Annotated in this window: 16 protein-coding genes; 11 read left to right on the top strand and 5 right to left on the bottom strand. The window is 56.7% G+C overall.

Annotated features, from left to right (window positions below):
* Positions 1-240 precede the first annotated feature (240 nt).
* A complete protein-coding gene (locus tag EHS19_RS04860; protein WP_151916664.1) occupies positions 241-642 on the bottom strand; it encodes a hypothetical protein in 402 nt (133 codons plus the stop codon).
* A 116-nt stretch (positions 643-758) separates the two neighbouring features.
* Complete coding sequence (locus tag EHS19_RS04855; protein ID WP_151916663.1) at positions 759-1,841, bottom strand: hypothetical protein; 1,083 nt, start codon at positions 1,839-1,841, stop codon at positions 759-761.
* Positions 1,842-2,850: 1,009 nt separating this feature from the next.
* On the opposite strand from EHS19_RS04855, the gene EHS19_RS04850 reads away from it, so the two are divergent.
* The 4 genes from EHS19_RS04850 to EHS19_RS04835 all read left to right on the top strand — a co-directional run bounded on the left by EHS19_RS04850 (position 2,851) and on the right by EHS19_RS04835 (position 10,276).
* Positions 2,851-4,059 (top strand): hypothetical protein, encoded by a 1,209-nt coding sequence (locus EHS19_RS04850; RefSeq protein WP_151916662.1) that lies wholly within the window; start codon positions 2,851-2,853, stop codon positions 4,057-4,059.
* A 45-nt stretch (positions 4,060-4,104) separates the two neighbouring features.
* Entirely contained in the window at positions 4,105-5,094 is a 990-nt protein-coding gene (locus EHS19_RS04845) for a hypothetical protein (protein WP_151916661.1), read from the top strand.
* Between the two features lie 90 nt (positions 5,095-5,184).
* The gene (locus tag EHS19_RS04840; protein WP_151916660.1) at positions 5,185-9,573 is read left to right on the top strand and encodes a helicase-related protein; all 4,389 of its coding nucleotides are present in this window, start codon (positions 5,185-5,187) and stop codon (positions 9,571-9,573) included.
* The gene (locus EHS19_RS04835) at positions 9,566-10,276 is read left to right on the top strand and encodes a DUF4391 domain-containing protein (RefSeq protein ID WP_151916659.1); all 711 of its coding nucleotides are present in this window, start codon (positions 9,566-9,568) and stop codon (positions 10,274-10,276) included. The genes EHS19_RS04840 and EHS19_RS04835 overlap by 8 nt, the downstream gene beginning before the upstream one ends.
* 493 nt (positions 10,277-10,769) lie before the next feature.
* On the opposite strand, the gene EHS19_RS04830 is transcribed toward EHS19_RS04835, so the two are convergent.
* Positions 10,770-11,243: a hypothetical protein gene (locus EHS19_RS04830; protein WP_151916658.1), complete on the bottom strand. Its 474-nt coding sequence runs from the start codon at positions 11,241-11,243 to the stop codon at positions 10,770-10,772.
* A gap of 149 nt (positions 11,244-11,392) precedes the next feature.
* Here EHS19_RS04830 and EHS19_RS04825 point away from each other — a divergent pair, with 149 nt between their 5' ends.
* The 7 genes from EHS19_RS04825 to EHS19_RS04795 all read left to right on the top strand — a co-directional run bounded on the left by EHS19_RS04825 (position 11,393) and on the right by EHS19_RS04795 (position 22,802).
* A complete protein-coding gene (locus EHS19_RS04825) occupies positions 11,393-12,556 on the top strand; it encodes a tetratricopeptide repeat protein (RefSeq protein WP_151916657.1) in 1,164 nt (387 codons plus the stop codon).
* Between the two features lie 429 nt (positions 12,557-12,985).
* Positions 12,986-14,926, top strand: coding sequence for a site-specific DNA-methyltransferase (locus EHS19_RS04820; protein ID WP_151916656.1), 1,941 nt, complete (start codon positions 12,986-12,988; stop codon positions 14,924-14,926).
* 12 nt (positions 14,927-14,938) lie between these two features.
* Entirely contained in the window at positions 14,939-18,193 is a 3,255-nt protein-coding gene (locus tag EHS19_RS04815; protein ID WP_151916655.1) for a type III restriction-modification system endonuclease, read from the top strand.
* Positions 18,194-18,986: 793 nt separating this feature from the next.
* Positions 18,987-20,333 carry a 3'-5' exonuclease family protein gene (locus EHS19_RS04810; protein WP_151916654.1) on the top strand — a complete coding sequence of 449 codons (1,347 nt, stop codon included), beginning with the start codon at positions 18,987-18,989 and terminating at the stop codon, positions 20,331-20,333.
* A gap of 42 nt (positions 20,334-20,375) precedes the next feature.
* The gene (locus tag EHS19_RS11030) at positions 20,376-20,621 is read left to right on the top strand and encodes an ATP-binding protein (protein WP_277752784.1); all 246 of its coding nucleotides are present in this window, start codon (positions 20,376-20,378) and stop codon (positions 20,619-20,621) included.
* A gap of 658 nt (positions 20,622-21,279) precedes the next feature.
* Complete coding sequence (locus tag EHS19_RS04800; protein ID WP_151916653.1) at positions 21,280-22,167, top strand: hypothetical protein; 888 nt, start codon at positions 21,280-21,282, stop codon at positions 22,165-22,167.
* 194 nt (positions 22,168-22,361) lie between these two features.
* A complete protein-coding gene (locus EHS19_RS04795; protein ID WP_151916652.1) occupies positions 22,362-22,802 on the top strand; it encodes a hypothetical protein in 441 nt (146 codons plus the stop codon).
* A gap of 228 nt (positions 22,803-23,030) precedes the next feature.
* On the opposite strand, the gene EHS19_RS04790 is transcribed toward EHS19_RS04795, so the two are convergent.
* Positions 23,031-23,339 carry a hypothetical protein gene (locus EHS19_RS04790; protein ID WP_151916651.1) on the bottom strand — a complete coding sequence of 103 codons (309 nt, stop codon included), beginning with the start codon at positions 23,337-23,339 and terminating at the stop codon, positions 23,031-23,033.
* On the bottom strand, positions 23,336-23,719 hold the full coding sequence (locus EHS19_RS04785) for a hypothetical protein (protein WP_241677084.1): 384 nt from the start codon (positions 23,717-23,719) through the stop codon (positions 23,336-23,338). The genes EHS19_RS04790 and EHS19_RS04785 overlap by 4 nt, the downstream gene beginning before the upstream one ends.
* Positions 23,720-23,785 lie beyond the last annotated feature (66 nt).

Genomic DNA, 23,785 nt, shown 5'->3' with positions numbered 1-23,785 from the left:
GTTGCACTGACTACCCACAATACACGCCGACCCGCGCACGGCGGCACGAGCGGCGTGACTCACGGCTTGCACGCTAAGAGTGTCATGATTACCTTAATCACGATTAAGGTAATCATGACACTCTTAGCTGAATTCGCGCGAAAGAAGATTCACCAACATCGTTCCACGAGGCAGAATCCGACATTACCGGCATTCTGAGGCAATCCGGCTGATGGCGGCTGTGGCGATGCCGAAGCGCGGTCAGATGCCGGTGCGGCCCCAGGACTCGTAGAACAGGTGCATCAGATCGCGTCGCTGCGCCGGCGTGCCAAGCGACTCGTACAGATGGCTGGTCGCATTGGCGTCGATGATCTCGTGCAGCCGCAGGGCGAAATGCCGCGGACAGTAGAACTGCTTGATCTCCTTGTACGTGCCGTCCTGTCGCTCCTGGAGGTTTTTCAGCCAGAATCGCGCGCGCTGCGGGCATTCCGCGAACGCGTATTCGCAGGTCTCGTCGTGCGGCCTGCCGTCGTCGTCGCGATACCCGTCGTTGATGATGTCGTCGAAGTCGTCGTCATCGCCTGACGACGGCATGTCGTACACATGCATTGACGTGCGCGCATCGGCGGTGGCCGCGGGTGCGGTCATGGTTGCTGTTTTCATTGGTTGCTCCTTGTGCTGATCCTTGTTGATGCCTTGCTATCCGAGTCCTGCCATCTGATATCCGGGATGCGCATCCGATGCAGGACTGCTCTGCCGAACGCCTCCGCCGACTGGACTCAGGCGGATTTCCCCCAGTACGAGGCGAACGGGGAGGCGGGCATCATGCCAAGCAAACCCCGCTGATCGACGTCGCCGGATTCCAAGCGATCCAAGACGTCTGCGCAGCCGGCGATGTCGCGCTCGATGTCGTCGTCGCTGAGCGCTGCGTCAGCATCGAAATACCAGGGGTAGCGCTCCATCCGCCTGCGCACCGCGATGCCGTCGTACACGGCGATCTCGATGCCTGCGCCATCATTGAAATACAGCCAGCACACCACGCTGTTCGCGGGAACCGACAGCACCAGCCCGCTGCGCTCCTCCACCAGCGCGAAAGCGCCCTTGTAGCGAGCGCCGCCGGGGCGGGCGAACATGCCCGCCTGCTCCAGCTCGTCGAGATACATGGCGGAGTAGTAGCAGTGGCCCTCGCTCAGGCACGGCCTGACGCGCCCGTCCGATTCGCGTTCGTAGCGCATGAACAGGTCCGCGATGTTCTGCGTGTTGTCGGGTGCGATCCGCTGCAGATGCGCGAGATCGAACACCCACTGGTTCATCACGGCGTCCTGCGGCTTGGGGCGCGGCTGCTGCAACGTGCCCTCATCCTGCCAATCGCGATACATCAGGCGGATGTCGTGCGACACGCCGTAGATGTCGGGATTGCGCGTCACGCGGGTCGCAAACGGGCGGATGCTGAACCGGGCCAGCACGCGGCCGATGTTGTCGAACTCGCGTTGCAGCCGTTTGCGCGCACCCGGTTCGGCGGTGTCGCCGACCCAGATCATGCCGTTGCCGACTCCCGCAGTCAGCGGCGGGCGATCGTCGCGGATCGGAGCCGCCGCCGCATTCGCCGCATCAGCCGGCGTGGGCGATTCGACCGGCATGGGAAACACAGGTGGCGTGGAGGATGCCGGCAATATGACTGGCATCCGCGAATCCGCCGACGTGGCACCGCCGTCGTTCGCCGCCCGCCCTGCGACGTCCGCCATCTGCGTCGGCGTCGGCGAAGCTGCCGTCCGCAAAACCGACGCATGCGCAACCGACGCATGCGAAACAGGCGCATGCGAGACAGTGGGCTTATCAACGCTCTTTCCTTCGATCTCCATGAAAGACTCCTTATTACTATGCCGCGCGTCCATCTTTCGTGTCGAGATGTGCGGTCAGCGGCGCGGCTTTTCGTGTCCCTACACCTCTGTTAACCGGACAATCCGCCGCGCAAGCCGCCACAGCATTCCCCCTAGGCGTTCTACGGGCATCCCAACCTGCGCAAACACCCGACTCCCTGTGCAAACAGGCTGCGCAAACACCCACCTCCCCCTGCGCAAACACCCTGCGGAACCCCAATATCGTCCTTAACTGCGCGCGATTACGACATGGCCGCGCAGTTAAGGACGATTTCACCCCCGTTTTCGTCCTTAACTGCGCGGGACCATCGTAATCACGCGCAGTTAAGGACGATTTACCCGTTTGCCGCATGCTCGACAGCAATTCCGTGGCAATCCATGAAACCCAATGGCACCTCGTGGCTGCTGCGACACTGAACCGACCGCATCATTCCCATGGAATTCCGCCGCCAACGAGCCATTCCTCGGCTCAGCGACCGCGATGATCGCATCCGTTCACGGCATCCCGCTCTCGCGAGCCGCGTAACGACACGCAACGAACGAGACCAAGCTGCCCCCTTTGCGTTCTATCTCGAAACTGAGAGGCTGATTGTGAACGCTGCGGTAGTCTATCTCAAAACCGAGAGGCTACGCGAACCCATGACGGGCACGGAATCAAGCCGAAAACGGCATAACCACCATGATCCGTCAGCTGATGACAGCCTCTCAGTTTCGAGATAGACCGCCGCAGCACGCGAAATCAGCCTCTCAGTTTCGAGATAGACCAACCAGAGTCCCGTACCAGCGTCCCCGAAGCGCAAGCCCGTTGACGAAGAACCATCCTTTGCGACATACAGCATCGACGCAGCATCATTCCGTCTTCCCGCGCGCCGATCCTCATATCCCTCTCCACTCCGGCATCTGCTCTCGCACGTCCCACAGGACGAATTGTCCGGTTAATACGAGTGACCACAGAAAGTAGACTGATAACCAGCACCTGAAAGGAGCGACGATGGTCACATCAGGCAGCAAACCCGACGGCCCGGCCCCGAAGCATCGCCAGACGTCTGCCGCAGCGGCAGCGACGAAGGCAACAAAGGCAACGGCGAAGCAAAAGGAAGAAGACGCGTGGAAGACCCAGCTGCGCAGAATCCTCAGCACACCGGTCAACGTAGTCGCCAAAGACTCCACCACCACAAAGTACGTCGATGAGTATCAGAAAGACGACCTCAGCCGCCGCACGCACAAGCCGATCCGCACCGGCATGCATATCAAGGAAGGGATTTCCATCTACATTTTCGCGGTAATGCTTCAGGAGGTCAACAAGCATTTCGCCAATGGAACGCTTCCTCCGAACATGCCCACGCCGATAAAGAAAGCCTCCGCGGATGGTGCCGTCCCCGATATCACCTTCATGGAATACGCGGATGAATTCATTGTGGACAGAGCCGATAGCATCGCCAAGAGAATGGCCACCGGTCTCGTTCGCAACGACGCCCATTTCAAGAAGTACATCATCAGCTCCATCACGGGGTGGTTCAAAGGGCTGTACGACAAGACGGAATCCGGGAAAGTCAAGGACGCCCTCCGCAAGCGGCTTGAGCGAGACGACAGGTTCACGCATAGCTCGGCGATACTGACGGCCAAGAAACAACCGGATGCCAACTGGTGGACGCTCCAAGGCGGCGTACAGGAACGCTCCGAGGTCAGGGAGACGGAGCTCTATCGCGTGGCGCGCCAATACCCCGTCGAGGTCAAGATCAACGAGAATGCTGATTCAGGCCAACAACGCATCAGACTCGGCAAACGCGGGCAACTCGAAACGATGCTGTACCATGTGCTGGATCGCGCCAGAGGAGCGCTGCCTCTCATCACCTTGCATCAGGTGCTCATCCACGAATACCCCAATCTGGTTCCATACGATCCGAACAAGAACGTGAGCCTATATAACGACGACAGCGAAAACGGGCTGAGCCCGGCCGCGAACCGTCTGGCGACGTCTCCGACCGCAGTGGAGGACGCGGCGGAGGCAGCACTGGAGAATGCACAGGGAGGAAGCCGCGTTCCCGCTCCCCTGATCCCAGCCGAAAGAATAGCAGCCTACACGGAGCACATCGAAAAGCTCAAATCAGAGTCCGCAATACGCGCCTTCGTCGATCAGCATCCCGACGTTCAAGCGCTGATCAATGCCAATTCACGGTATAAGAACATCACCATCTGAGCACACCGCACAACACACGTTACAATGCACGTTAAGGAACAAACAATGAACGATACACTCACACTCAGCGAAATCCTCGCCCTCTACCGCGACCCCGACAACATCGACCACGAACTCGTCGAGCCCAGCGACGACCTGTTCTCCCCGGAGCGCATCGCGCGCCAGCTTCAGGACGGCGTGAAAAAAGGCCAACTGTGGATAGCCACGGATGAGGAGCACGATATGTATGTGCTCATTGCAGGCGTGGACGCCGACGACCCTCGCATGGCCCAGATCATCCCGCTGTCCACCGATCTGCGGGCGGAGACCGATGACTCGCTGGTCATCGAGCAGGGATCTCCCCTTGGCGAGCCCATGGTCGCATGGCCGCATATTCCCGCCTACATTCCGGTCAGAGTGCTGATCAGGCCGCTTAAGGAATTCAAGCCCGCAACGGTGGATGCCATTCTCGCCGACGACCCCTCGCTGGCCGACCCGCATGACCGGCTGCGCCGCGGCGTGGATTCACCCAAGAAGGATGACATGTTCGTGGAGAACCGCGAATACACCATCGCCGTGCTGCTCCAGTGGCGCGCGCTGTGCGACAAGCTGCCGAAACTGCATGACGACGATCAGTCTCCTCGGCATTCCAAGGAGGAGCTGGAGGCATACAGCAACGCATTGAAAACCGTGCTGCACATGCTTCCCGGACAGCGCCTCGCCGTGAGCCGAGGCATGGCGCTCAGCCCGGAACAGCAGCGGCTGATGACGGAAGCCGGATTCCCGCAATCGCCATACGAGTCCCATGTCAGTTCCGGCTATCTCATCGAAGCCGAACAGCCTCGCTGGCGTGAAGTCGCCGACATTCTTGCCGCAGCCAATGCAACGGCGGATCCGCGCGAGAGCCTTGCCCGCAAGGCCCAGTTCGAGCTCGCCGCGCGAGTCAACGGACATGGCATCAGTGCTATACGAGGCGCGCTGCATAAGGCGGCCGACGAGATCGAGGCTGCGGCGAATCAAGAGGCACATCAGGTAACGACCCCAGCAGCGCATTAGGCAACGCGCCAAGCAGCACATCAAGACTGGCATTCCCCAACAGCAATCGTCACTACAGTCCACTCACAGTCCACTACAGCTAAGGCAGACATGTCACAAGCGAAAGAATTCCTCGTTGTGGAACAGCAAGCGCGGGCCATGCTCGCCTTGGCCTCATCCCTGCACCCCGATTTCCCGCCGGCAGACAATGTCGACCCGGCCAGAATCGCGGATCAGTGGAAGAACGAGGTCCGCATCCAATACGTCGAGTCGATCGCGGACAGCGCCGCCGGACACAACGCGTACGCCACGGTGGACGATCAGGCGGAGGCCGGGCTTCTGGGATTGTTCAGTCTTGCACTCACACCCGGCGAGCGGAGTCTGATCCAAGTGCAATTTCGAAAAGGAGAATACACCGCTCGCCGCAACTTCACCCTCATGCATGAGCTCGGGCACTTTCTGCAGCAGACGGACGAGAATCTGGCGCATGTGCTCGAGCTCATCGAGGACGGTGCCGAGAACAAGCGCATAGAGGAGTCGGCGTGCAATCGCTTCGCCTCCCTTGCACTGTTGTCGGAATCATATGTGCGCCACGCGCTCAACGGCTCAGAGGTCAATGCCGCTACGGTGAATCTCGTATTCGAGCAAGGGCGGAAATCCCGGTCAAAACTCATTCGAGCCTCGCGCCCGGTCGTGGCAAGGCGCATGGCGGATTTTCTACGACACCCGGGAACCGTGACCCTGATCAAAGACGACAAGCTGAATGTGCGCGCATATTCCGACGGCAAGGCGGAATATGAAGGCGAACTTACACCCGGAGAACTGGAGGCACTGCGTCGGTTCCACCTTGAACGCAACCCGACCATGCCACACTTCTACCAGCTTCCGCTGTCCGACGGAACGCTTGCGCAAGCCAGCGTGGACGCATCATCCGGCTGGTCGACGTACCATTTCATCGTGCTCGAACAGGAGAAGCCCACGGCTGCGGCCGTGGCGGATTCCGCCATTGCAGCCCCGCCCTCCGATGATCCGATCAATCAGACCAAAGACACGAAACGCAACACAGACACGAAACGCAACGACACACAACGCACCAACACACAGCGCAAAAGCTCGAAAAGAACCAACACACATCGTAATAACACACCGAGCAAAGGCACACCACCTATGAATACCTATGGCATGAACGCTTACGGCATGATCGACAATCGCACGTCGCTGGTGAAGGACGATCTCGTACGCACGATCCGGCACGGCGATCGCATGTCGGTGGCGGCCTCGCTGTTTTCGATGTACGCGTACCGTGAGCTGCGCGAGCAGTTGGAATCGTTGGATTCGTTCCGGTTCCTGTTCACGTCGAAAGCGTTCACGAAGGATCGCACACCGAAGGAACGACGCGAGTTCTACATTCCCCGTCTGGGACGCGAGCAGAGCCTGTACGGCACGAATCTGGAAATCCGTTTGCGCAACGAGTTGACGCAGAAAGCAGTCGCGTTGGAATGCGTGGATTGGATACGACGCAAAGGGGCCCGATTCATGTCATTCGATGAGGAAACCGGTTTCCCGCGATTCCTTGCCGTGGAACGCGCCGATGGCGACGCTTCCGGATATATGCCGTTCAATGAGTTTTCGACCACGCAGCTCGGCGTGACGAAGCACGCGGCATCTCCCGCCTACACGTCGTTCGTCATGAAACAGGATGCCGCGCAGACGCAGGGCCTGTTGACCATGTTCGATCAGGCATGGAACAGCAACCAAGTACATGATGTGACCGAAGCGGTGATCGACGGCATCGAACGCATGTATCGGGAGAACCCGCCGGAACTGGTGTATTACAAGGCCCTGTATCGTATTTTCAGCGAGTTCCTCGAGGACGTGGACGAGGACGTGCTGCCCAAGGAAGGCACCGGTTTCCGGGAGAGCCGCATCTGGAAGATGCTGTACGACTTCCAGAAGGACGCGGCCGTGTCGATCATCAACAAGCTGGAAACGTATAATGGCTGCATTCTGGCTGACTCGGTCGGTCTGGGCAAGACGTTCACCGCGTTGGCCGTGATCAAGTATTTCGAGTCGCGTAATCGCAACGTGCTCGTGCTGTGCCCGAAGAAGCTGAAGGACAATTGGGTCACGTACCGGTCGAACGCGACCAATAATCCAATCGCCGAGGACCGGCTGCGCTACGACGTGTTGTATCACACCGATCTGAGCCGTTCCAAGGGCGATACGATCATGAACATTCCGATCGAGCGTATTAATTGGGGTGGCTACGATCTCGTGGTGATCGACGAATCGCATAACTTCCGCAACGGCAACGATTCGGCAGTGAAGGCTGACAGCAAGGAAAACCGGTACAAGCGGCTCTTGGACAAGGTCATCCACTCCGGTGTGCGCACCAAGGTGCTCATGCTGTCTGCAACGCCGGTGAACAACCGGTTCCGTGATCTGGAGAACCAGCTGCGTCTCGCCTATGAGGGCAACGACGACGATTGGACCGTCAAACTGGGCTTGTCCACCGATATCGACAACGTGTTCAAGAACGCGCAGAAAGCGTATTCGGCGTGGTCGAAGCTCGACCCGAAGGAGCGGACCACGGCCAATCTCATGGACCGTTTGGACTTCAACTTCTTCAAGGTGCTGGATCAGGTGACGGTGGCGCGTAGCCGCAAGCATATCCAACGCTATTACGACATGAACGCAATCGGCAAGTTCCCGAACCGGTTGAAGCCGATCAGCGTGCGGCCGAAGCTGTCCACGCAAGCGGGTGCTGTCACATACGATCAAATCTACGATGAACTCGACAAGCTCTCGCTGACCTTGTACATGCCGTCCGAGTTCATACTCGAATCACGCAGGGCGAAGTATTTTGAAGGCGAGGGCGAGAGCCTGACCACGAGCGGGCGTGAGACCGGCGTACGCAAGCTCATGGCCACGAACCTGTTGAAACGGTTTGAAAGCAGCATGCACTCGTTCCGCCTCACGTTGGAGCGTGTGCTTGGCTATATGAAGGCAACGGTCGAAGTGATCGACCGGTATGAGGAATACCGCCGTCAGCATCGCGATACGAGTATGTTCAAGGATATTGACGCGGATAGTTTCGATGCTGGTTTCGACTTTGATCAGGATGACGACGAGCAGATGGAATTCACCACGCAAGGCAGGAAACAGTTCGCTCTGTCCGACATGAACTGGAAGGACTGGCGTCGCTATATTCAAGCCGACATTACCGTTATCAACGAATTGTTGACGATGATCGGCGGCATCGACGCCGGGCATGATGCCAAACTTCAGCAGCTGTACCGTACAATCCGTGCGAAGGTTGAACATCCGATCAACCCCGGCAACCGCAAACTGCTGGTATTCACTGCGTTCGCGGATACTGCCGACTACTTGTACGAGCATGTGAGCGCGTATGCGAAGACGCTCGGCATGGAGACGGCGGAAGTGACCGGAAGCAGACCGGGCCGTTGCACGTTGAAGAAGGTCGGCAGCGACATGAGCGACATCCTCGCCTGTTTCTCGCCGATCTCGAAGGAACGTGAGGCCACTATGGCAGGGAGGGGGCTTGATGATCAGAACATCGACATTCTGATCGCCACCGACTGCATTTCCGAAGGCCAGAATCTTCAGGACTGCGACGAAATGGTCAACTACGACATTCACTGGAATCCGGTGCGCATTGTCCAACGTTTCGGCCGCGTGGACCGTATCGGCTCGAAAAACGAGCGTATCCAACTGGTCAACTATTGGCCAGACGTGGATCTCGACAAGTATCTGAGACTCAAGGACCGTGTGGAAGCGCGTATGCGACTGACCGTGCTCACGTCCACCGGTGATGATGATTACATCAACGAGAACGAGAAAGGCGATCTCGCCTACCGGGCGAACCAGCTCAAACAGATGCAGAATGAGATTCCCGACCTTGAAGACGTGGAAGGTGGCATCAGCATCACTGATCTCGGTCTCAACGAGTTCCGCATGGATCTGGTCGCATACCACCAGCAGAATCCCGATATCGAACACACGCCGGATGGCATCGATGCGGTGGTGGAAGGCGACGAGCCTGGCATCATGTTCGCGCTGAAGAACGTGAACGAAGGCATCAATACGAGCGGCAGCAACCGTCTTCACCCGTATTATCTAGTGCATGTGGGCAGCGACGGTACGATTCTGCACGGGCATCTGGAGCCGAAAGCATGCCTTGATCTCATGCGCATGCTGTGCAAAGGCAACGACGAGCCGGACGATCACGCATGCCGCATCTACAACCGGATGACGAAGAACGGCAAGGATATGAGTCGTGCCTCGCGTCTGCTGCAAGAAGCTGTTTCCGGCATTATCAAAGCGGACTCTCAGTCCGCGGCCGATAGCTTCCTGACCACTGGCATGGCTGACTTCCTCGCGCCGACGGTGCAAGGCATCGACGACTTCGAACTCATCTGCTTCCTGGTGATCCTGCCCAAGCAGAGCCACCGCACCGTCCGGAGCCAAGACAATGAGTGACATCGAATACTGCGGTCCCATATCCGCTCTCAGCATGGGACTGCCCAGCATCACCGCAGTACCCGCAGGACGTGGCCACCTGTCCAAGGAAGGCTTCTACCGTGGTATGGACGTGCCGGCGGCATTGCGCCGCAGGTTCACGCAAGACGTGGTGTCGTTCACGATGCTTGCGCAAATCAATGAACGTTCCACCGGCATTCCTGCAAGTGAAACCGTGAATACGATTTTCGTGCTCGGCATCGAGGCTAAAACGGAGAAGCCGCCCGTGCAGGTCATGGAGCATATCGCCCGCTATTACGGCGAGAGGACGGGTTATAAAACGCGCATCCTGTTTGTCTGCACGTTCGCCGGTGAATGCACGTTGGCGGTGTTCCGCAACGCCAACGTCTCCCAAGGTCTTATGGAGGGATGTGTTTACACGGCCGAGAACGTGAACTTCACGCAGGAGTCGATTCATTTGGACGAGCGTGACCTCGGCCATACGTGGGACGCCATCTGCGCGCAGGTCATCCTTGACGACGCAAACCCCGAACAGGTTGACCATCGCATCGCCGTTGACATTAAGAGGAAAGCAGTGCTCGCCGAGATCGACCGACTTGAGAAGGCTCACGCCAAAACCCGCCAGATCGCCAAACGCAACGACCTGTGGAACCGGCTGCGGCTAGCCCGGCTCCAGCTCAAGGAACTGGAGACGGGTTCATAAATCCACAAGCACAGCCAAGTAATGGCTGGAATCCGCCAGATTCACCGGTACCATAGAATGGTTCATTATGACGTCCGACAAAATTGGCAATGCTTATTGAACTTCGAGGTTCAGTGCGACGAGTAATCAATGGTGAGAATGAAAACCGTCGGATGGGGTTCCATCTCCGGCGAAGTTCTGTAGGAATCACAATACTGGTAGTTAATTCTGGCCATACTGGAGACTTCGTAATGGATGGTTCGAGAGAAACCCGGCCGCTTTGGGCGTCCCGCTTTTCCTCTCAGAAAGCATGTGGATGCGATAGGATCCGGCGCTCCGGGATTGGATGAAACGTGATCCCAAAACTGCTGCGCCTGTTGTATTCCGACGCGTGATACAAGCTGATTCCACGCGTCGGAATACCTGCGATGCACCACTATCCTGTAGATGGGGCGTTGATTCGGATGGCCGCCAGGTCTTCTCGTAGGCTCGTAAGGATTGTATGCGCTGTCTATCACTGCGTGACGTCCTGTTCTGCGGGAGGTACGGCGTCGGTCAGTGCAGTGGAATCAACTCCATTGCGCAACAGGATGCGTTTACGTAATGGATCTTCAAGTTGACCAGCGGTTATTTTCCATTCTTTAATCATCTGATCGAGTTGCGAGTAATCACCATCAGCGGAGCATGCAATAAGCTGGTCCGAAAGATCCTCGCAGAAAGATTCCAAATCCTCATTGTCGAACACTCTCAGCCACGCAAGTTCGCCCAGTTCCGCAACAGAAGGACGCCTACCGGAGTTGACTATACGGCGAAGTCGTTCAAGCTGCACTGACCACTGACTGTATTTTTCAAGGTTCTGCAGTTCCTTTTCAGGAAGCATCACCAAACCTTGCCCCTGTGGATCTCGAATAACAGCTTTTCCGTCACGAGCTGCTTGTAGAACCTCGGTTCTTTTGGTTGCGAGATCAGACGCTTGGAAAATTGTCATAGCTCTCCTTGTCAAGGCATGTGAAATGTCAGCACGAATAAACATCATGCCGATACTAGACAAACTACAGCCTCTATATTATCATAGCATATACTATATTGTCAATATCCTGCATATCATCATATGTAGCGAACAGGGCTGGAGGTTTAATGGCAACCCCTTCTTTCGATATTCGCTCATGTTTTCAAGCCCTTGGAGAAGCACTAAGCCGACCCTTGAATGCGAATCAAGGGGATGCACCTCTCAGAAGTCAGATCATTACTGGGATTTTGCGCATTCTCGAAAAATATGGCCTCGCCGAAGATGTGCTTCGATATGGGTTCGCGAGTCATGTGACAATACCATTGCTGTTTCGAGCAATGGGCCTTGCTCCGAACGATCTATATCCGGAACAACTCATGGATCGGTGGCGGCAGATTCTCCTCAAAGGATCCTGTCATGATGCGACCCGAATGCTCTCAGATCGCATCATGATGCTGACAAAATGGATGGCATCCGCCAATTTGAAAGACATAATTGAACTTAAGCCGCCATCTGATGACGAATGGGACAAACTGCGTTTAACACCATCCGAAGATGCGGCAGTATCTGAGCAGTACCAGTGGTTGTACGATCGATATCTGATACCTGACCCGAACGCATGGTTGACCACATCTTTACATCGTGAGTATCGATATGTAGTGGATAACGAAATCGGGGACTTTCCAGAGCGGGCCGTCACCAGGATTCCTATAAGGCAGTCCGAACTTATCGAAATTATCGCGCGTAGAGCTGTTTATTCCTCGGATGAGTCTATATTAAAAGATCACCTGTATACACAAGTATACGAATCGGCTCTCGCATATCTGAAAAAAGATAACTACGAGCAAGCATCGACATTATTTGATTTCTTCCTTAGACAATATCCAGGCAACTTAGCAGCACTAAACGCAAAAGGGTTCTGTCTCATTCCAGTAGACCCAAGTAAAGCGGAAAAAATGATTCGGCAAGCGATCGACAGTGGATTGAAACCAAGAAATCTTGGTGAATACAATATTTGCTTCTGTCAACTGTTGCAGGGAAAGATCCCACAAACGTTGCAAAATGCTGAAAAATACTGGTGCGAATTTCGTGACCACGACACTGAAACGACACCTGCTGTCCTATGGAGCATGGGGAGTAATGGAAAGCCCGTACTCATCAGTACCGAATCAGTGGACTCAAGCTTAACGAGACTGTGCGCTAACGCTGCGGATTCTATCGGGGATAATGAGAGACAGAAGATGTGGCGGAAACGAGGAGAAAAGATAGACGGTACCTTGTCTACGCTGTAAGTCACAGCGTTAGAATTCTAGTGTGCTATAAGTGTATTGCGCTTGGTGAAACCGGCATAGGTAATCAAATTGTGGAGGTTTGGTGCGATGAACTCAACGCAGGTTACGGCATCATCGTCGCCTTTGCCTCATGCCCATGATCGTCCGGATACCTATGGGGAATTATCGGCGAAGCCCAATGGTCGACAGCGTCGTGGTGGCGACCGGACACTTACAACGCTATGGCATCCAATGATGGGTGCCGATGCTGCGGTCTTCGGCGTGTCGTATGGGTGATTGTCCGGTTGACTGTAGTGTCGGAGCGACAGGCAAACCAGCAAGCCGCACGGCGTCAAATAACCGTGGTTCATGATTATGGGCGGGAAACGGCGGTTACGATCATGACCCGTTGGATGAATTGTTAGAAAGAACAGAGTAAAGGAGAGCAGCATGGAAGTGCCTCGCATCGAACCGGTGACGCCTGATATCACGCAGGAGAATATCGAGAAGATACTTGAACTGTTCCCGAATGTGGCGACGGAAGTGCGTGACACGCAAACCGGAGAAGTCAAGCGGGCGGTTGATTTCGATGCGTTGCGCGACCAGCTCGGTGATGTGGCCGAAGGTATGCGCGAACGCTACCAGTTCACTTGGCCGGGCAAGCGTGCCGCCAAGGAGGAGGCGCGACAGCCGATCGCCAAGACGCTACGCCCAGTCAAGGAACGCAGCAAGAACTGGGATGACACCAAGAACCTCTACATCGAAGGCGACAACCTCGATGCATTGAAGATTCTGCGCGAAACCTACGCCGGCAAGATCAAGATGATCTACATCGATCCGCCGTACAACACCGGGCACGATTTCATTTACCGTGACAATTTCCGCAAGAACGCCGATGACTACGCCGGTGACAGCGGTGAATACGATGAGGATGGTGGCCGGCTTGTAGCCAATCCTGAGTCAAATGGGCGTTTCCATTCAGACTGGTGCACAATGATGTACTCGCGCTTGTTGCTGGCGAGGGATTTGCTGACTAGTGATGGCGTGATTTTCATCAGTATTGACGACAATGAGGACGGACAGCTTCGCAAAATATGTGATGAGGTGTTTGGCGAGAGCAACTTCATTGCTCAATTGATTTGGGAGCGAGCTTTTTCTCCAAAGAATGACGCAAAATATGTATCCAATAGCCATGACTATATTCTGATGTATGCAAAGAATGCGCTGCGATTCTCTATTGGTCGTTTGCCACGCACCGAGGAAGCCAATGCACGTTATAAGAATCCGGATAATGACCCCCGCGGCGTATGGATGTCTGATAACATGACTGTAAAGACATACAGCGCAAGTACAGATTATCCGATTACAACGCCTTCAGGGCGTGTGGTTGAGCCTCCAGCAGGTCGCTGCTGGAGTCTCTCCAAGAACGCGTTCTTGGAGAGACTCCAAGATAATCGAATTTGGTTTGGCCCTAATGGAGACGGAGTTCCGCGAATTAAGCGCTTTCTGTCAGAATTAAAAAACGACGGCTTAACTCCGCAATCCATTCTCTTCTATAAAGAAGTTGGTCATAGTCAGGAAGGCGCGAAAGAAGTTACAGCACTTTTTAATGGTAAAAGCTATTTTGACGGTCCGAAACCAGTGCGTTTGCTGCATCATCTGATAACCTTGGCAAATCTCGATACAAACGATACTGTTTTGGACTTTTTCTCAGGATCAGCTACTACAGCTAATGCATTAATGCGATACAATACGGAACAGGAAAAGGATTGTTCATTTATCCTTGTGCAAGTGCCAGAACTCACAAATAGAGACCGCGATGCCTACAAAGCTGGCTATCACACGATCTGCGAGATCGGCGAGGAGCGCATTCGTCGCGCAGGCGAGAAGATCAAGGCCGAGATTGAGCAGGAGAACCGGCAGCTGGAGCTTGGCGCGGAGCCGAAGCAGGTGCCGGATATCGGTTTCCGTGTGTTGCGCGTGGATTCGTCGAATTATGCGGATGTTCGTCGTTCCCCGCTGGAGACAACACAGGGCAATTTGGATGAGCTGACTAATCCATCGAAGGCTGATCGTGATTCGTTGGACAAGCTCTTCGAATGCTTCCCGACGTTCCAGTTGCCGTATGATTCCTCGATCGAGGTGCTGAGCGGTTCTGCGTTCGCCGGCCACACGGTGTATAGCGTGAACGGCAACCAGCTCGTCGCCTGCTTCGATACGGAGATCCCCGAATCGGTGCTGCGCGGCATGGCGGCGCTTGATCCGAAGCCGTCGTACGCGGTCGTGGCTGAGTCAGGACTCAAGAACAGCCAGACGGTGACGAATTTCACCGAGATCTTCAAGCAGGCGGCGAATGCCCGTCAGGGTTCGACGCAGATTCGCATCATCTGAAGGTGATCGCTCATGAAATTCGAGTTTTCAAGGTATCAGTATCAGACCGATGCGGCGAACGCCGTGTGCGATGTGTTCGCCGGCCAGCCGTTGCAGGAGCGTACCAGCTATATTCATGATGTCGGCGTGTGGGCAAAGCCGGAACCGGTGTTCACGCCGGAGCCCGCGCAGGGTGAACTGGGTTTTGACGACGAGCAGCCCAAACAGTCCACCTTCAACGATGTGCAGTTGAATGAGCCGGATGATACCGGATATCGCAACGGCGATCTGATGCTGTCCGCCGATCAGCTGTTGGCCAATGTTCGCAAAGTCCAGCACAATCACGACGTTCCCGAATCGAAACGACTGTTCGCCGGCAATGGCGCGGTCGAATTGGACGTCGAGATGGAAACCGGCACCGGCAAAACGTTCGTATATACGAAAACCATGTATGAACTGAACCGCCGGTACGGCTGGTCGAAGTTCATCATCGTGGTGCCGTCCATCGCGATTCGCGAAGGCGTAGCCAAGTCATTGGCGTTGACCGACGATTATTTCTACACGTCCGGCGCGGATAACGGCGAAGGCTATGGCAAGCACATCAACTGGTTCATCTACAATTCGTCGAACCTGACCGAACTGGACTCGTTCGCCCAATCATCGGACATTTCGGTCATGGTCATCAACATGCAGGCGTTCAACACATCCATGAAGGAGACTGGACGCAGCAAGGAATCCCGCATTATTTTCTCTGAACGAGACGATTTCGGTTCCCGGCGACCGATCGACGTGATCGCGGCCACGCGGCCGATCATCATCATGGATGAGCCGCAGAAAATGGGCGGCAAGGCCACGCAGCAGGGCATCGCCCAGTTCAACCCGTTGTTCGTGCTCAATTATTCGGCCACGCACAAGGTCAAGCATGATCTCGTCTATGCGTTGGACGCATTGGATGCGTACAATCAGCGGCTCGTCAAGCGTATCGAAGTCAAGGGCATCGAACTGAACAACATGCGCGGTACCGACGGCTACCTGTACCTGCAGGACATCATCATCCGTCCGAACCGGGCACCGCAGGCGCGTATCGAGTTCAAGAAAATGTCTGCCACCGGCAACGTGGTCAAAACGACCGGCACATTCGACGTGAACGACGACCTGTATACCGCGTCGGGCGAGCTTGAAGCGTATCGTGATGATTGGCGTATCGCGCCGGACGGCATCGTGCCCGACCAGCTCGGAGATGATGGCGTCGGCTACGTTCGGTTCCTGAACGGAACCGTGCTGCATCGCGGTGAGATCCTCAACGACGGCGCACAGGCGGATATGCGTCGCATCCAGATCCGGGAGACCATCAAAAGCCACTTGGACAAGGAAGCCATGCTGTTCGAGCGCGGCATCAAATGCCTGAGCCTGTTCTTCATCGATGAGGTCGCCAAATACCGGTGGTATGACGACAATAACGAAGAACAGCTTGGCGAGTACGCGCGCATGTTCGAGGAAGAATACGATTCATGCGTGCATGAGTACCTCGCCATGCATTTGGACGTGGACGGCGACAAGTATCGCGACTGGCTGCGCCACACGAGCGCGCACGCCGCGCACAACGGCTATTTCAGCATCGACAAGCACGGCCACTCCGTCGACTCGACCCTCAAACGCGGTTCTGACGAAAGCGACGACATCAGCGCCTATGATCTGATCCTCAAAAACAAGGAACGGCTGCTGAGCTTCGACGAGCCGACCCGGTTCATCTTCAGCCATTCCGCGTTGCGCGAAGGCTGGGATAATCCGAACGTGTTCCAGATCTGCACGCTCAAGCATTCCGATTCCGAAACCGGCAAACGGCAGGAAGTCGGCCGCGGTTTGCGTTTGTGCGTGAACAAGGACGGCGTGCGCCAGGACGTGAACGTGCTCGGCGCCGATCAGGTGCAGGAAATCAACCTGCTGACAGTGATCGCGTCGGAAAGCTATGCGACGTTCACCGACTCGCTGCAGAAGGACATCAACAGCGAACTGCGCGATCGTCCGATCAAGGTCGACAACGCGTTCTTTACGCACGTCAGCGTGCCCGCCGAGCAACTCGGTCCCGAACATGAGGGCGAGGAGCCGGTCACGTTCAGCGCGGACGAGTCCAGGAAAATCTGTCACGTACTCATCAAGTACGATCTGATCGATATGGACGACAAGCTCACCGACCAGTACCGAAACAACCGTCTTGACGAGAGCACGATGGAGGATCTCGCCAAAGCCGTGCCCGCGGTCAAGATCGATGCGATCCGTTACGCGCTTGACAGTGTGCTCGAAGGCGAACTCGTCATGCAAATCGGCAACGCACTCAAAAAGAAAGTGCTGTCCAACCCATTGAATGCCAACTGGGATCGTAAGGAATTCCAGGCATTGTGGAAACGCATCAACCACAAGTATGCGTACACGGTCAGTTTCGACGATGACGAGCTCGTCAGCAAATCAGTGTCATCCATCAACGATCATCTCGTCGTGTCGACAATGACCTATACGCTGACGCGCGGCATCCAGAAGCAGGAAGCGAACCGCAACGAGCTGGCTGCTGGCGATCATTTCGACCGTCAACATGTCAGCAACAATCAGGAACTGAACATAGCCGTTGCGCGTAACGTCACCTATGATCTGCTCGGTGAAATAGCGCGTGCGGCAAGTATCACCCGTCGCTGCGCGGCGCGCATTCTCAAGGCGATTCGCGGCGACAAGTTCCGCATGTTCGCGGACAATCCCGAGCAGTTCATCGCCAAGGTCTCGAAGCTGATCGTCGAGCAGAAGGCCACCATGATCGTGGACCACATCTGCTACGACCGCATCGAAGGCGACTACGATGCAAGCATCTTCACCGCAGGAGGCAACGTGCGCGAGGAATCCGAAGCCTACCGCGCCAGCAAATGCGTGCAGGACTTCGTCTTCCCCGACGGTACCGCCAAGGAAAGCGTCGAACGGCGCTTCGCCAAGGATCTCGACGCTGCGGACGAAGTTGCGGTTTATGCGAAACTCCCGCGTGGATTCCAAATTCCCACGCCGGTCGGCAACTACGCACCCGACTGGGCGGTCGCATTCCGCGAAGGCAGCGGCATCAAGCACCTGTTCTTCGTGGCTGAAACCAAAGGCACTATGGATTCGTTTGAACTACGTCAAGTCGAAAAAGGCAAAATCGCCTGCGCTAAGACGCTGTTCAACAAGTTCCAGCTGGCCGGCGAGGTTCGCTATGGTCAGGCGGACAGCTATCAGTCGCTCCTCGAGACGATCAAATCACTGCAATAACAGGCATGAAATGGCTCTGTTAAACCAATTTTGGCATACAAAGGAGTCAATGGGTTGATTCCCTTATGGAATCAGCTCTCAATCTGTATAAAGTTTTTTAAAGGATCAATGGCAGTCGAATAAAGACGGGCTATGGGGTAGCATGAGACAAACTAATGGCCCCGGCGGAAACCGGGGCCATCGACGTAGAGCGCTTCAGCCTTTCGCCGAAGCAGCAGTGCAAGGATAGCATGTGGGTACAGCATTGGCAACGCGTGGCGTCACCTACAGCGCAGTCGCTGGCGGCTGAGCAGATGCTGAGCCAGCCACGTTTGCAGCCATATCTGGGACTCTGCGGGCAATCGAACCGCACTGAAGCAGAGTTTGATTCGGTATTTCGATATACATGAGACCGAACGTTGTTTTTCCATCAATACCAGGAAACAGCTTGCCGAAATTGAGCGCCATATCACCAAGCACAAAGTATAAAACAGGAAGAAATGTCAATGAACTCGACAGTTATGGACTAATAATTGAGCTGACTCAATGATTGTCCGGTTATAGGAAATGTCAGCGGCACCGCCGCTAGCAGACGACATTGTTTGCAGGCGACAGAGCTAGGTGGGAAACAGGACAAGGAGCATCAATGGCACAGTACAGAACGACAACCGCAGCAGCCACAGCCACCACGGCAGCCACAGCCACGGCAGCCACAACCACAACCACAGCCACCGCAGCAGCCACAAGTGAATACGGCACCGATCTGGCATGGCTCAACGAGGCGTTGGAGGACGTCGACCAGTGGGCCGTGGCCATGCCGCTCGACGCGCAGGGTCGTCCAATCGACTGGCGCAGGGTGCGAAGGCTGAATCTGGCCGCCGGTCTCGGCGTGGCATCCGACCAGGATCTGCAGGCCGGCGCCGGTTCGGATCTGCATCTCATGCTCAGCCATGATTATGCAATGCGCAACATGCTCGAGTCGATTCTCGCGCAGTGCACCACCGCGTTCATGATGGACTTCGACCGCCACCTAACCTCGTATCGACTCCCCCGCGCACTGGCATATGTGAATCGCCGCCTCAACGACGAGATTCAGCTGCTCATCGATCGCGGCGCCGCACAAGGCTATTGGACGGTCAGTACCGAACGCCAAGGGCGTTCCAATGTGACCGTGCTGCATCGTGAACCGCTCTGCCCGTTCGCCATCGACGACATTCAGGACGATACCGCGCTCATGCAGGAGGCGCGCGCCGCCTATCGCAGCCAGCAGAACGCGGCACGGGCTACGGCGAATGCCACGAATCGCGCGTACGGCGCGTCAACCATCACGAATCCCCCCAGCGCGGCCCCGACCACCGCCGCCCCCGCTTCGGCATCTCGCAGCACCGCGCCCAATCACGGTCAATACGGCCGATCCGATTGGCGTGATGCCTACCTGCCCGGTCGCAGCGTGGACATGGTCATGGGAATCGACATCGAAACCACCGGCATCGACCCGGCACGCGTGTATATCATCGACGTCGGCTTTGAATACATGAACATGCGCTCCCCGCGACCGGCAAACGCGCCTGGCGGGTTCCGATATGAGCAGCACTACTACACCGAAGGCGACGCCTACGGCCAGGCCCGCCTGCGATTCGGCGTGACCGCGCGCAACTCGCGTCACGGCAATCCGCTGATCGCCGATCTGATCGGAATCGACGTGCGCGCCATCGGGCCGAACGCCGGACTCAAGCCGTTCGACGAATATCCGGACGCGCAGCACGCGCTGCTCACCCGGCTCATCCGTCAGCCATACGTGGCGCACAACGCCACATTCGAGCATAGCTACTTCATGCTCAACATCGCAGGCTACGCGGAACACTATCGCAACGGCGACATCACCATCATCGACACCCTGCCCATGAGCAAGCGCTGGGATGCCGGCTCGGCACCCGACGAAGCGCATCCGTACGGCAGCAACACGCTCGACGCCTACGCCAAGCGACAAGGTGCGCTAGCCGCGGACAAAGCCGAACGCCATCTCGGCCTGGAAGACACGCATATCATGCTCGTGGCGATGAAACATCATCTCAACATGCTCCGGCAAACCGGGCAGGGGCCGTGGGCACCGGACGGCAAGCCCGGCATCGGCGGCAAATACTGCCGCAAGCGGCGCTGAACCAGAGTGCTGAGCCAGTGATCGACACAGTGACCGGCCACAATGGCCGGCCACAATGACCGCAATCGATGCAGCCCAATACCCGTCAAGGACTGGCACCAACGACTGGGAGGCGACGTGACGGCCGACGCGATCATGGACCGCATCATCCACAACGGCATCACCATCGACACCGGCGAATACACCATGCGCCGACACCACGCCAACACCACGCGCGCCAAACCAATAACCAATAACACACAACCTGATGTGGCCGTGATGTGGCCGTGGGATGCAACGCTTAATTGACCCATCATCGCGTTCCGTCCCACTATTCCGGGGGACGCAACGCAAAACAACGCCTGAATCGCGTTGCGTCCCACTAATTCCCACTGATTCGGGGGACGCAACGCAAAACAACACCCAGATCGCGTTCCATCCCATTATTCCGGGGGACGCAACGCAAAAACAGGCCCGAATCACGTTGCGTCCCACGACTGCGCTGGCACCACATGGAGCATTCAGGGAACTCTCAGATGAAATCGTTGGAAAATGGCGGATTCGGTGTGAGGCTTTCATGGCTGGTTTGCTCTGGAATAGTGCGCGAGTGGGACGGAACGCAGGATCGGGGCTTATGCGCGTTGCATCCCACAGAATTGCCTGTTTTTGTGGGACGCAACGCGATTCGCGCGTCTTGTTGCGTTGCATCCCACAGGTCACACGCCAGTCGGTGGGATGCAGCGTGATTTTGGCTTGTTTTTGCGTTGCGTCCCAATAATATCCGCGAGAGCGTGGGACGGAACGCGATAGAGGGCCCTTGTTGCGTTGCATCCCACAAGATGGTGGCACGCAGCGCCCAACCATGGTGCCCCACCGTCCAGCCCACGAAAACAGCAACAGCAACAGTCTCATAATTGTCCGGTTATTCATGGTGATAGCGAAAAACCTCATTGAAAGGAGAATCATCATGAGCATCATCATGGATGTATCAGGAAACCGGAATTTCAGGCAGCTTCCACCCAGCGCCACCGGCGAGCGCCGGTTCGCGGCGCACTTCAGCCTCCCCTACTGGAGCCACGCCAGCGCGTCGGAGAAGTTCTTCGCAAGGCGCACGGCGGAGACGCCGCTGCAGTTCAGCGCCATGTATTTCCGCCGACCGCAGCACGACGAGAACGGCAACTGGAACTGCCGCTGGATCGACCGCTGCACGATCACCGACAGCGCCGGCTGCCGTGTGACCAACGACCACTACCCCGCGCGGCTCCAGTTCAACATTCCCCGACTGCAGCACTGGATGACCGAACAGCAGTTCATGCCGCTGATGAAAGTGAGCTTTCGCCCGGCATTCGCCGACATGCCCGACTCGCCGGTGATCACGCATGTGGAACGTCTGTGGGACGTGCTCGATCTGGATACGGCGATCAACGACAACATGCTCACCGATGATCGCGACGAAGCCGAACCGGACCTTCACGCGGTCATCGAGCACACCACCGGCGTGGTGATTCCGCTCGGCGTCGGCACCAAAACCGAATTCATCGTCGGCCAGAACGACATGATGACGATCCGCGTGAGGTCCACCGGATCCGTCGACACGCCGTATCACAGCCTCAACGGGAACGAGAAATACGAGGATGATGCCGCTGCCGCCAGCCCCTCCGGCAGCCCCTCCGGCAGCCCCTACACCGAGCAGGAGCTGAATCGAGACATCGCGCGGTGGAGTCGCGAACTCGGCGAGCACATCGCCAAACGCGACACCGACGAGTTCGCGCAATGGCGGGCCGCCATCCGCGAACTCAAGGAGGAGGCCCTGTTTGAAGACCGCATCAGCCAGCTCGAACGCGGCCAAGACTAGCGTCCGGCATCGACAGTCCGCTGACCATATCGCCGGCTCCCCGACTCCCCTCATCAGAGTAGGGGAGCCAATCACATCAACCAACCACAACCCACTGCGCATACCCAATTCGATCGGAGGATTCAATCATGAATACAACAGCACAAGGCACACAACCAACCATGAACGCAGCAGCACGAAGCGCACGCCCAATCATGAACCGACGAGCGGCCGCGTCACTGCCGCCTGTGGTGTATCTCGACGACATACTCGACCAGTTCCACAACGACGACACCGGACTGCCGCCGCGCGACGGCGACCACGGCGGCCGACACGAACCGCAATGCATCTACGCGAGCAGCGGATTCGATGACGACGAGGACTTCGCCGACCTGGACGATCCGCACGCGGCACAGCGGCACGACTGCCATGAGAAACCGGAATACTACATCAAGGCGTACCGGTCGGACCCCGGCGATACGGCGACGCAACCGGAAACGTACTACTACTGCCCGCGCCACTTCGCAGCAAACATCGGCTACCTGTGCGACGTCATGGCGCGGCGCACGCCCGATCTGGAGATTCAGCGCTTCATTGAGCATGGCGAGCTGCCGCCGCGCTACACGATTCAGGAATGGGGGCCGCTCGCCGGGTAGGGTGCGGCCGCATGATCTTGACTGGCATGCGTCCTACCAGTTACGTCGTAATAGCATGGTGGGGGTGCGCCGGTATGACGCGCCGGTATGGCACATCCCCACCAATCGACCATTCGGTCAAGTGACCGTCTATGAGGCTAGTCGAGCCAGCCGTTCTTGTGGCGTGCGGTGCGCACCACCTTTCAGGAGGATGTATTCCACCCTGAGCAGCTCACTGTATTGCAGATTTCAGGCATGTTGCAGGCCGCGCACACCATAGCGGCGGCGTGCAGCCTCAGCCGTCACGCCGAGTGCCCTGCCAATGGTATTCCATGACTGGCCATGCTCCCGACTGGCCTTGACCGTTTCTTCGATCTCTCGCTCCAACGCGTGCCTCTGATAGTTGAGCCGTCGCAGCTCACGCGAGGGATCATAACGCGGGTCGAGCGTCGGATCGCCTGGCGTTGGCACATCCTGTGCCTCCATCTCGGCAGCGACTTCAAAACCGAATGCGGCTAGCGACTCCTGCTCGGCCTTGGGAAGATCCTCAAATCTCATCGTAGTCCCTCCTTTCTTAGGTAGCTTTGGCGCGCCTTCATGGCGTGCACGATCAACTCCACATCGTAGCCCGCTCTCGACGCGGTACCGATCTCATACCAGACAGCTCCCGATACTCCAGGCCCCACGTACATATACGTGGGTGGATCACGGTTGTAGTTGATATCGACCGGCCCCCGCGATTCGCGCCACGCATGCAGGATGTCGTTCTCGGACACCCCGTGCTTGAACGCAGATGGCAGGATGATCGGCTCATCGTCTTCGTTTTCGAATCTCACGACACAATCATACTTGGCAATATGTATTGCCGTCAAATGTTGCCGCAATATGTTGCCATCAATTATTGCAGGGGCACGCATAAGGCTCACCATCATATTCATGGTTTCTCGCCAGCCACCCGCCACCCACGCGCCACCCGCCACTCAAGCGCAACCACACTGCCACCC

The sequence above is a fragment of the Bifidobacterium jacchi genome, assembly GCF_009078285.1.
Classification (GTDB): Bacteria; Actinomycetota; Actinomycetes; order Actinomycetales; family Bifidobacteriaceae; genus Bifidobacterium; species Bifidobacterium jacchi.
Note: the sequence above shows the minus strand (reverse complement) of the source record. Positions and strands in the feature narration are given on the sequence as shown.

Excerpts from the sequence above, each read along its gene's own strand:
- EHS19_RS04785 (WP_241677084.1), bottom strand. The coding sequence starts at position 23,719 with ATGAATATGATGGTGAGCCTTATGCGTGCCCCTGCAATAATTGATGGC.
- EHS19_RS04845 (WP_151916661.1), top strand. The coding sequence starts at position 4,105 with ATGAACGATACACTCACACTCAGCGAAATCCTCGCCCTCTACCGCGAC.
- EHS19_RS04800 (WP_151916653.1), top strand. The coding sequence starts at position 21,280 with ATGAGCATCATCATGGATGTATCAGGAAACCGGAATTTCAGGCAGCTT.
- EHS19_RS11030 (WP_277752784.1), top strand. The coding sequence starts at position 20,376 with ATGGCCGGCCACAATGACCGCAATCGATGCAGCCCAATACCCGTCAAG.
- EHS19_RS04830 (WP_151916658.1), bottom strand. The coding sequence starts at position 11,243 with ATGACAATTTTCCAAGCGTCTGATCTCGCAACCAAAAGAACCGAGGTT.
- EHS19_RS04815 (WP_151916655.1), top strand. The coding sequence starts at position 14,939 with ATGAAATTCGAGTTTTCAAGGTATCAGTATCAGACCGATGCGGCGAAC.
- EHS19_RS04840 (WP_151916660.1), top strand. The coding sequence starts at position 5,185 with ATGTCACAAGCGAAAGAATTCCTCGTTGTGGAACAGCAAGCGCGGGCC.
- EHS19_RS04810 (WP_151916654.1), top strand. The coding sequence starts at position 18,987 with ATGCCGCTCGACGCGCAGGGTCGTCCAATCGACTGGCGCAGGGTGCGA.
- EHS19_RS04850 (WP_151916662.1), top strand. The coding sequence starts at position 2,851 with ATGGTCACATCAGGCAGCAAACCCGACGGCCCGGCCCCGAAGCATCGC.
- EHS19_RS04855 (WP_151916663.1), bottom strand. The coding sequence starts at position 1,841 with ATGGAGATCGAAGGAAAGAGCGTTGATAAGCCCACTGTCTCGCATGCG.
- EHS19_RS04820 (WP_151916656.1), top strand. The coding sequence starts at position 12,986 with ATGGAAGTGCCTCGCATCGAACCGGTGACGCCTGATATCACGCAGGAG.
- EHS19_RS04795 (WP_151916652.1), top strand. The coding sequence starts at position 22,362 with ATGAACCGACGAGCGGCCGCGTCACTGCCGCCTGTGGTGTATCTCGAC.
- EHS19_RS04835 (WP_151916659.1), top strand. The coding sequence starts at position 9,566 with ATGAGTGACATCGAATACTGCGGTCCCATATCCGCTCTCAGCATGGGA.
- EHS19_RS04825 (WP_151916657.1), top strand. The coding sequence starts at position 11,393 with ATGGCAACCCCTTCTTTCGATATTCGCTCATGTTTTCAAGCCCTTGGA.
- EHS19_RS04790 (WP_151916651.1), bottom strand. The coding sequence starts at position 23,339 with ATGAGATTTGAGGATCTTCCCAAGGCCGAGCAGGAGTCGCTAGCCGCA.
- EHS19_RS04860 (WP_151916664.1), bottom strand. The coding sequence starts at position 642 with ATGAAAACAGCAACCATGACCGCACCCGCGGCCACCGCCGATGCGCGC.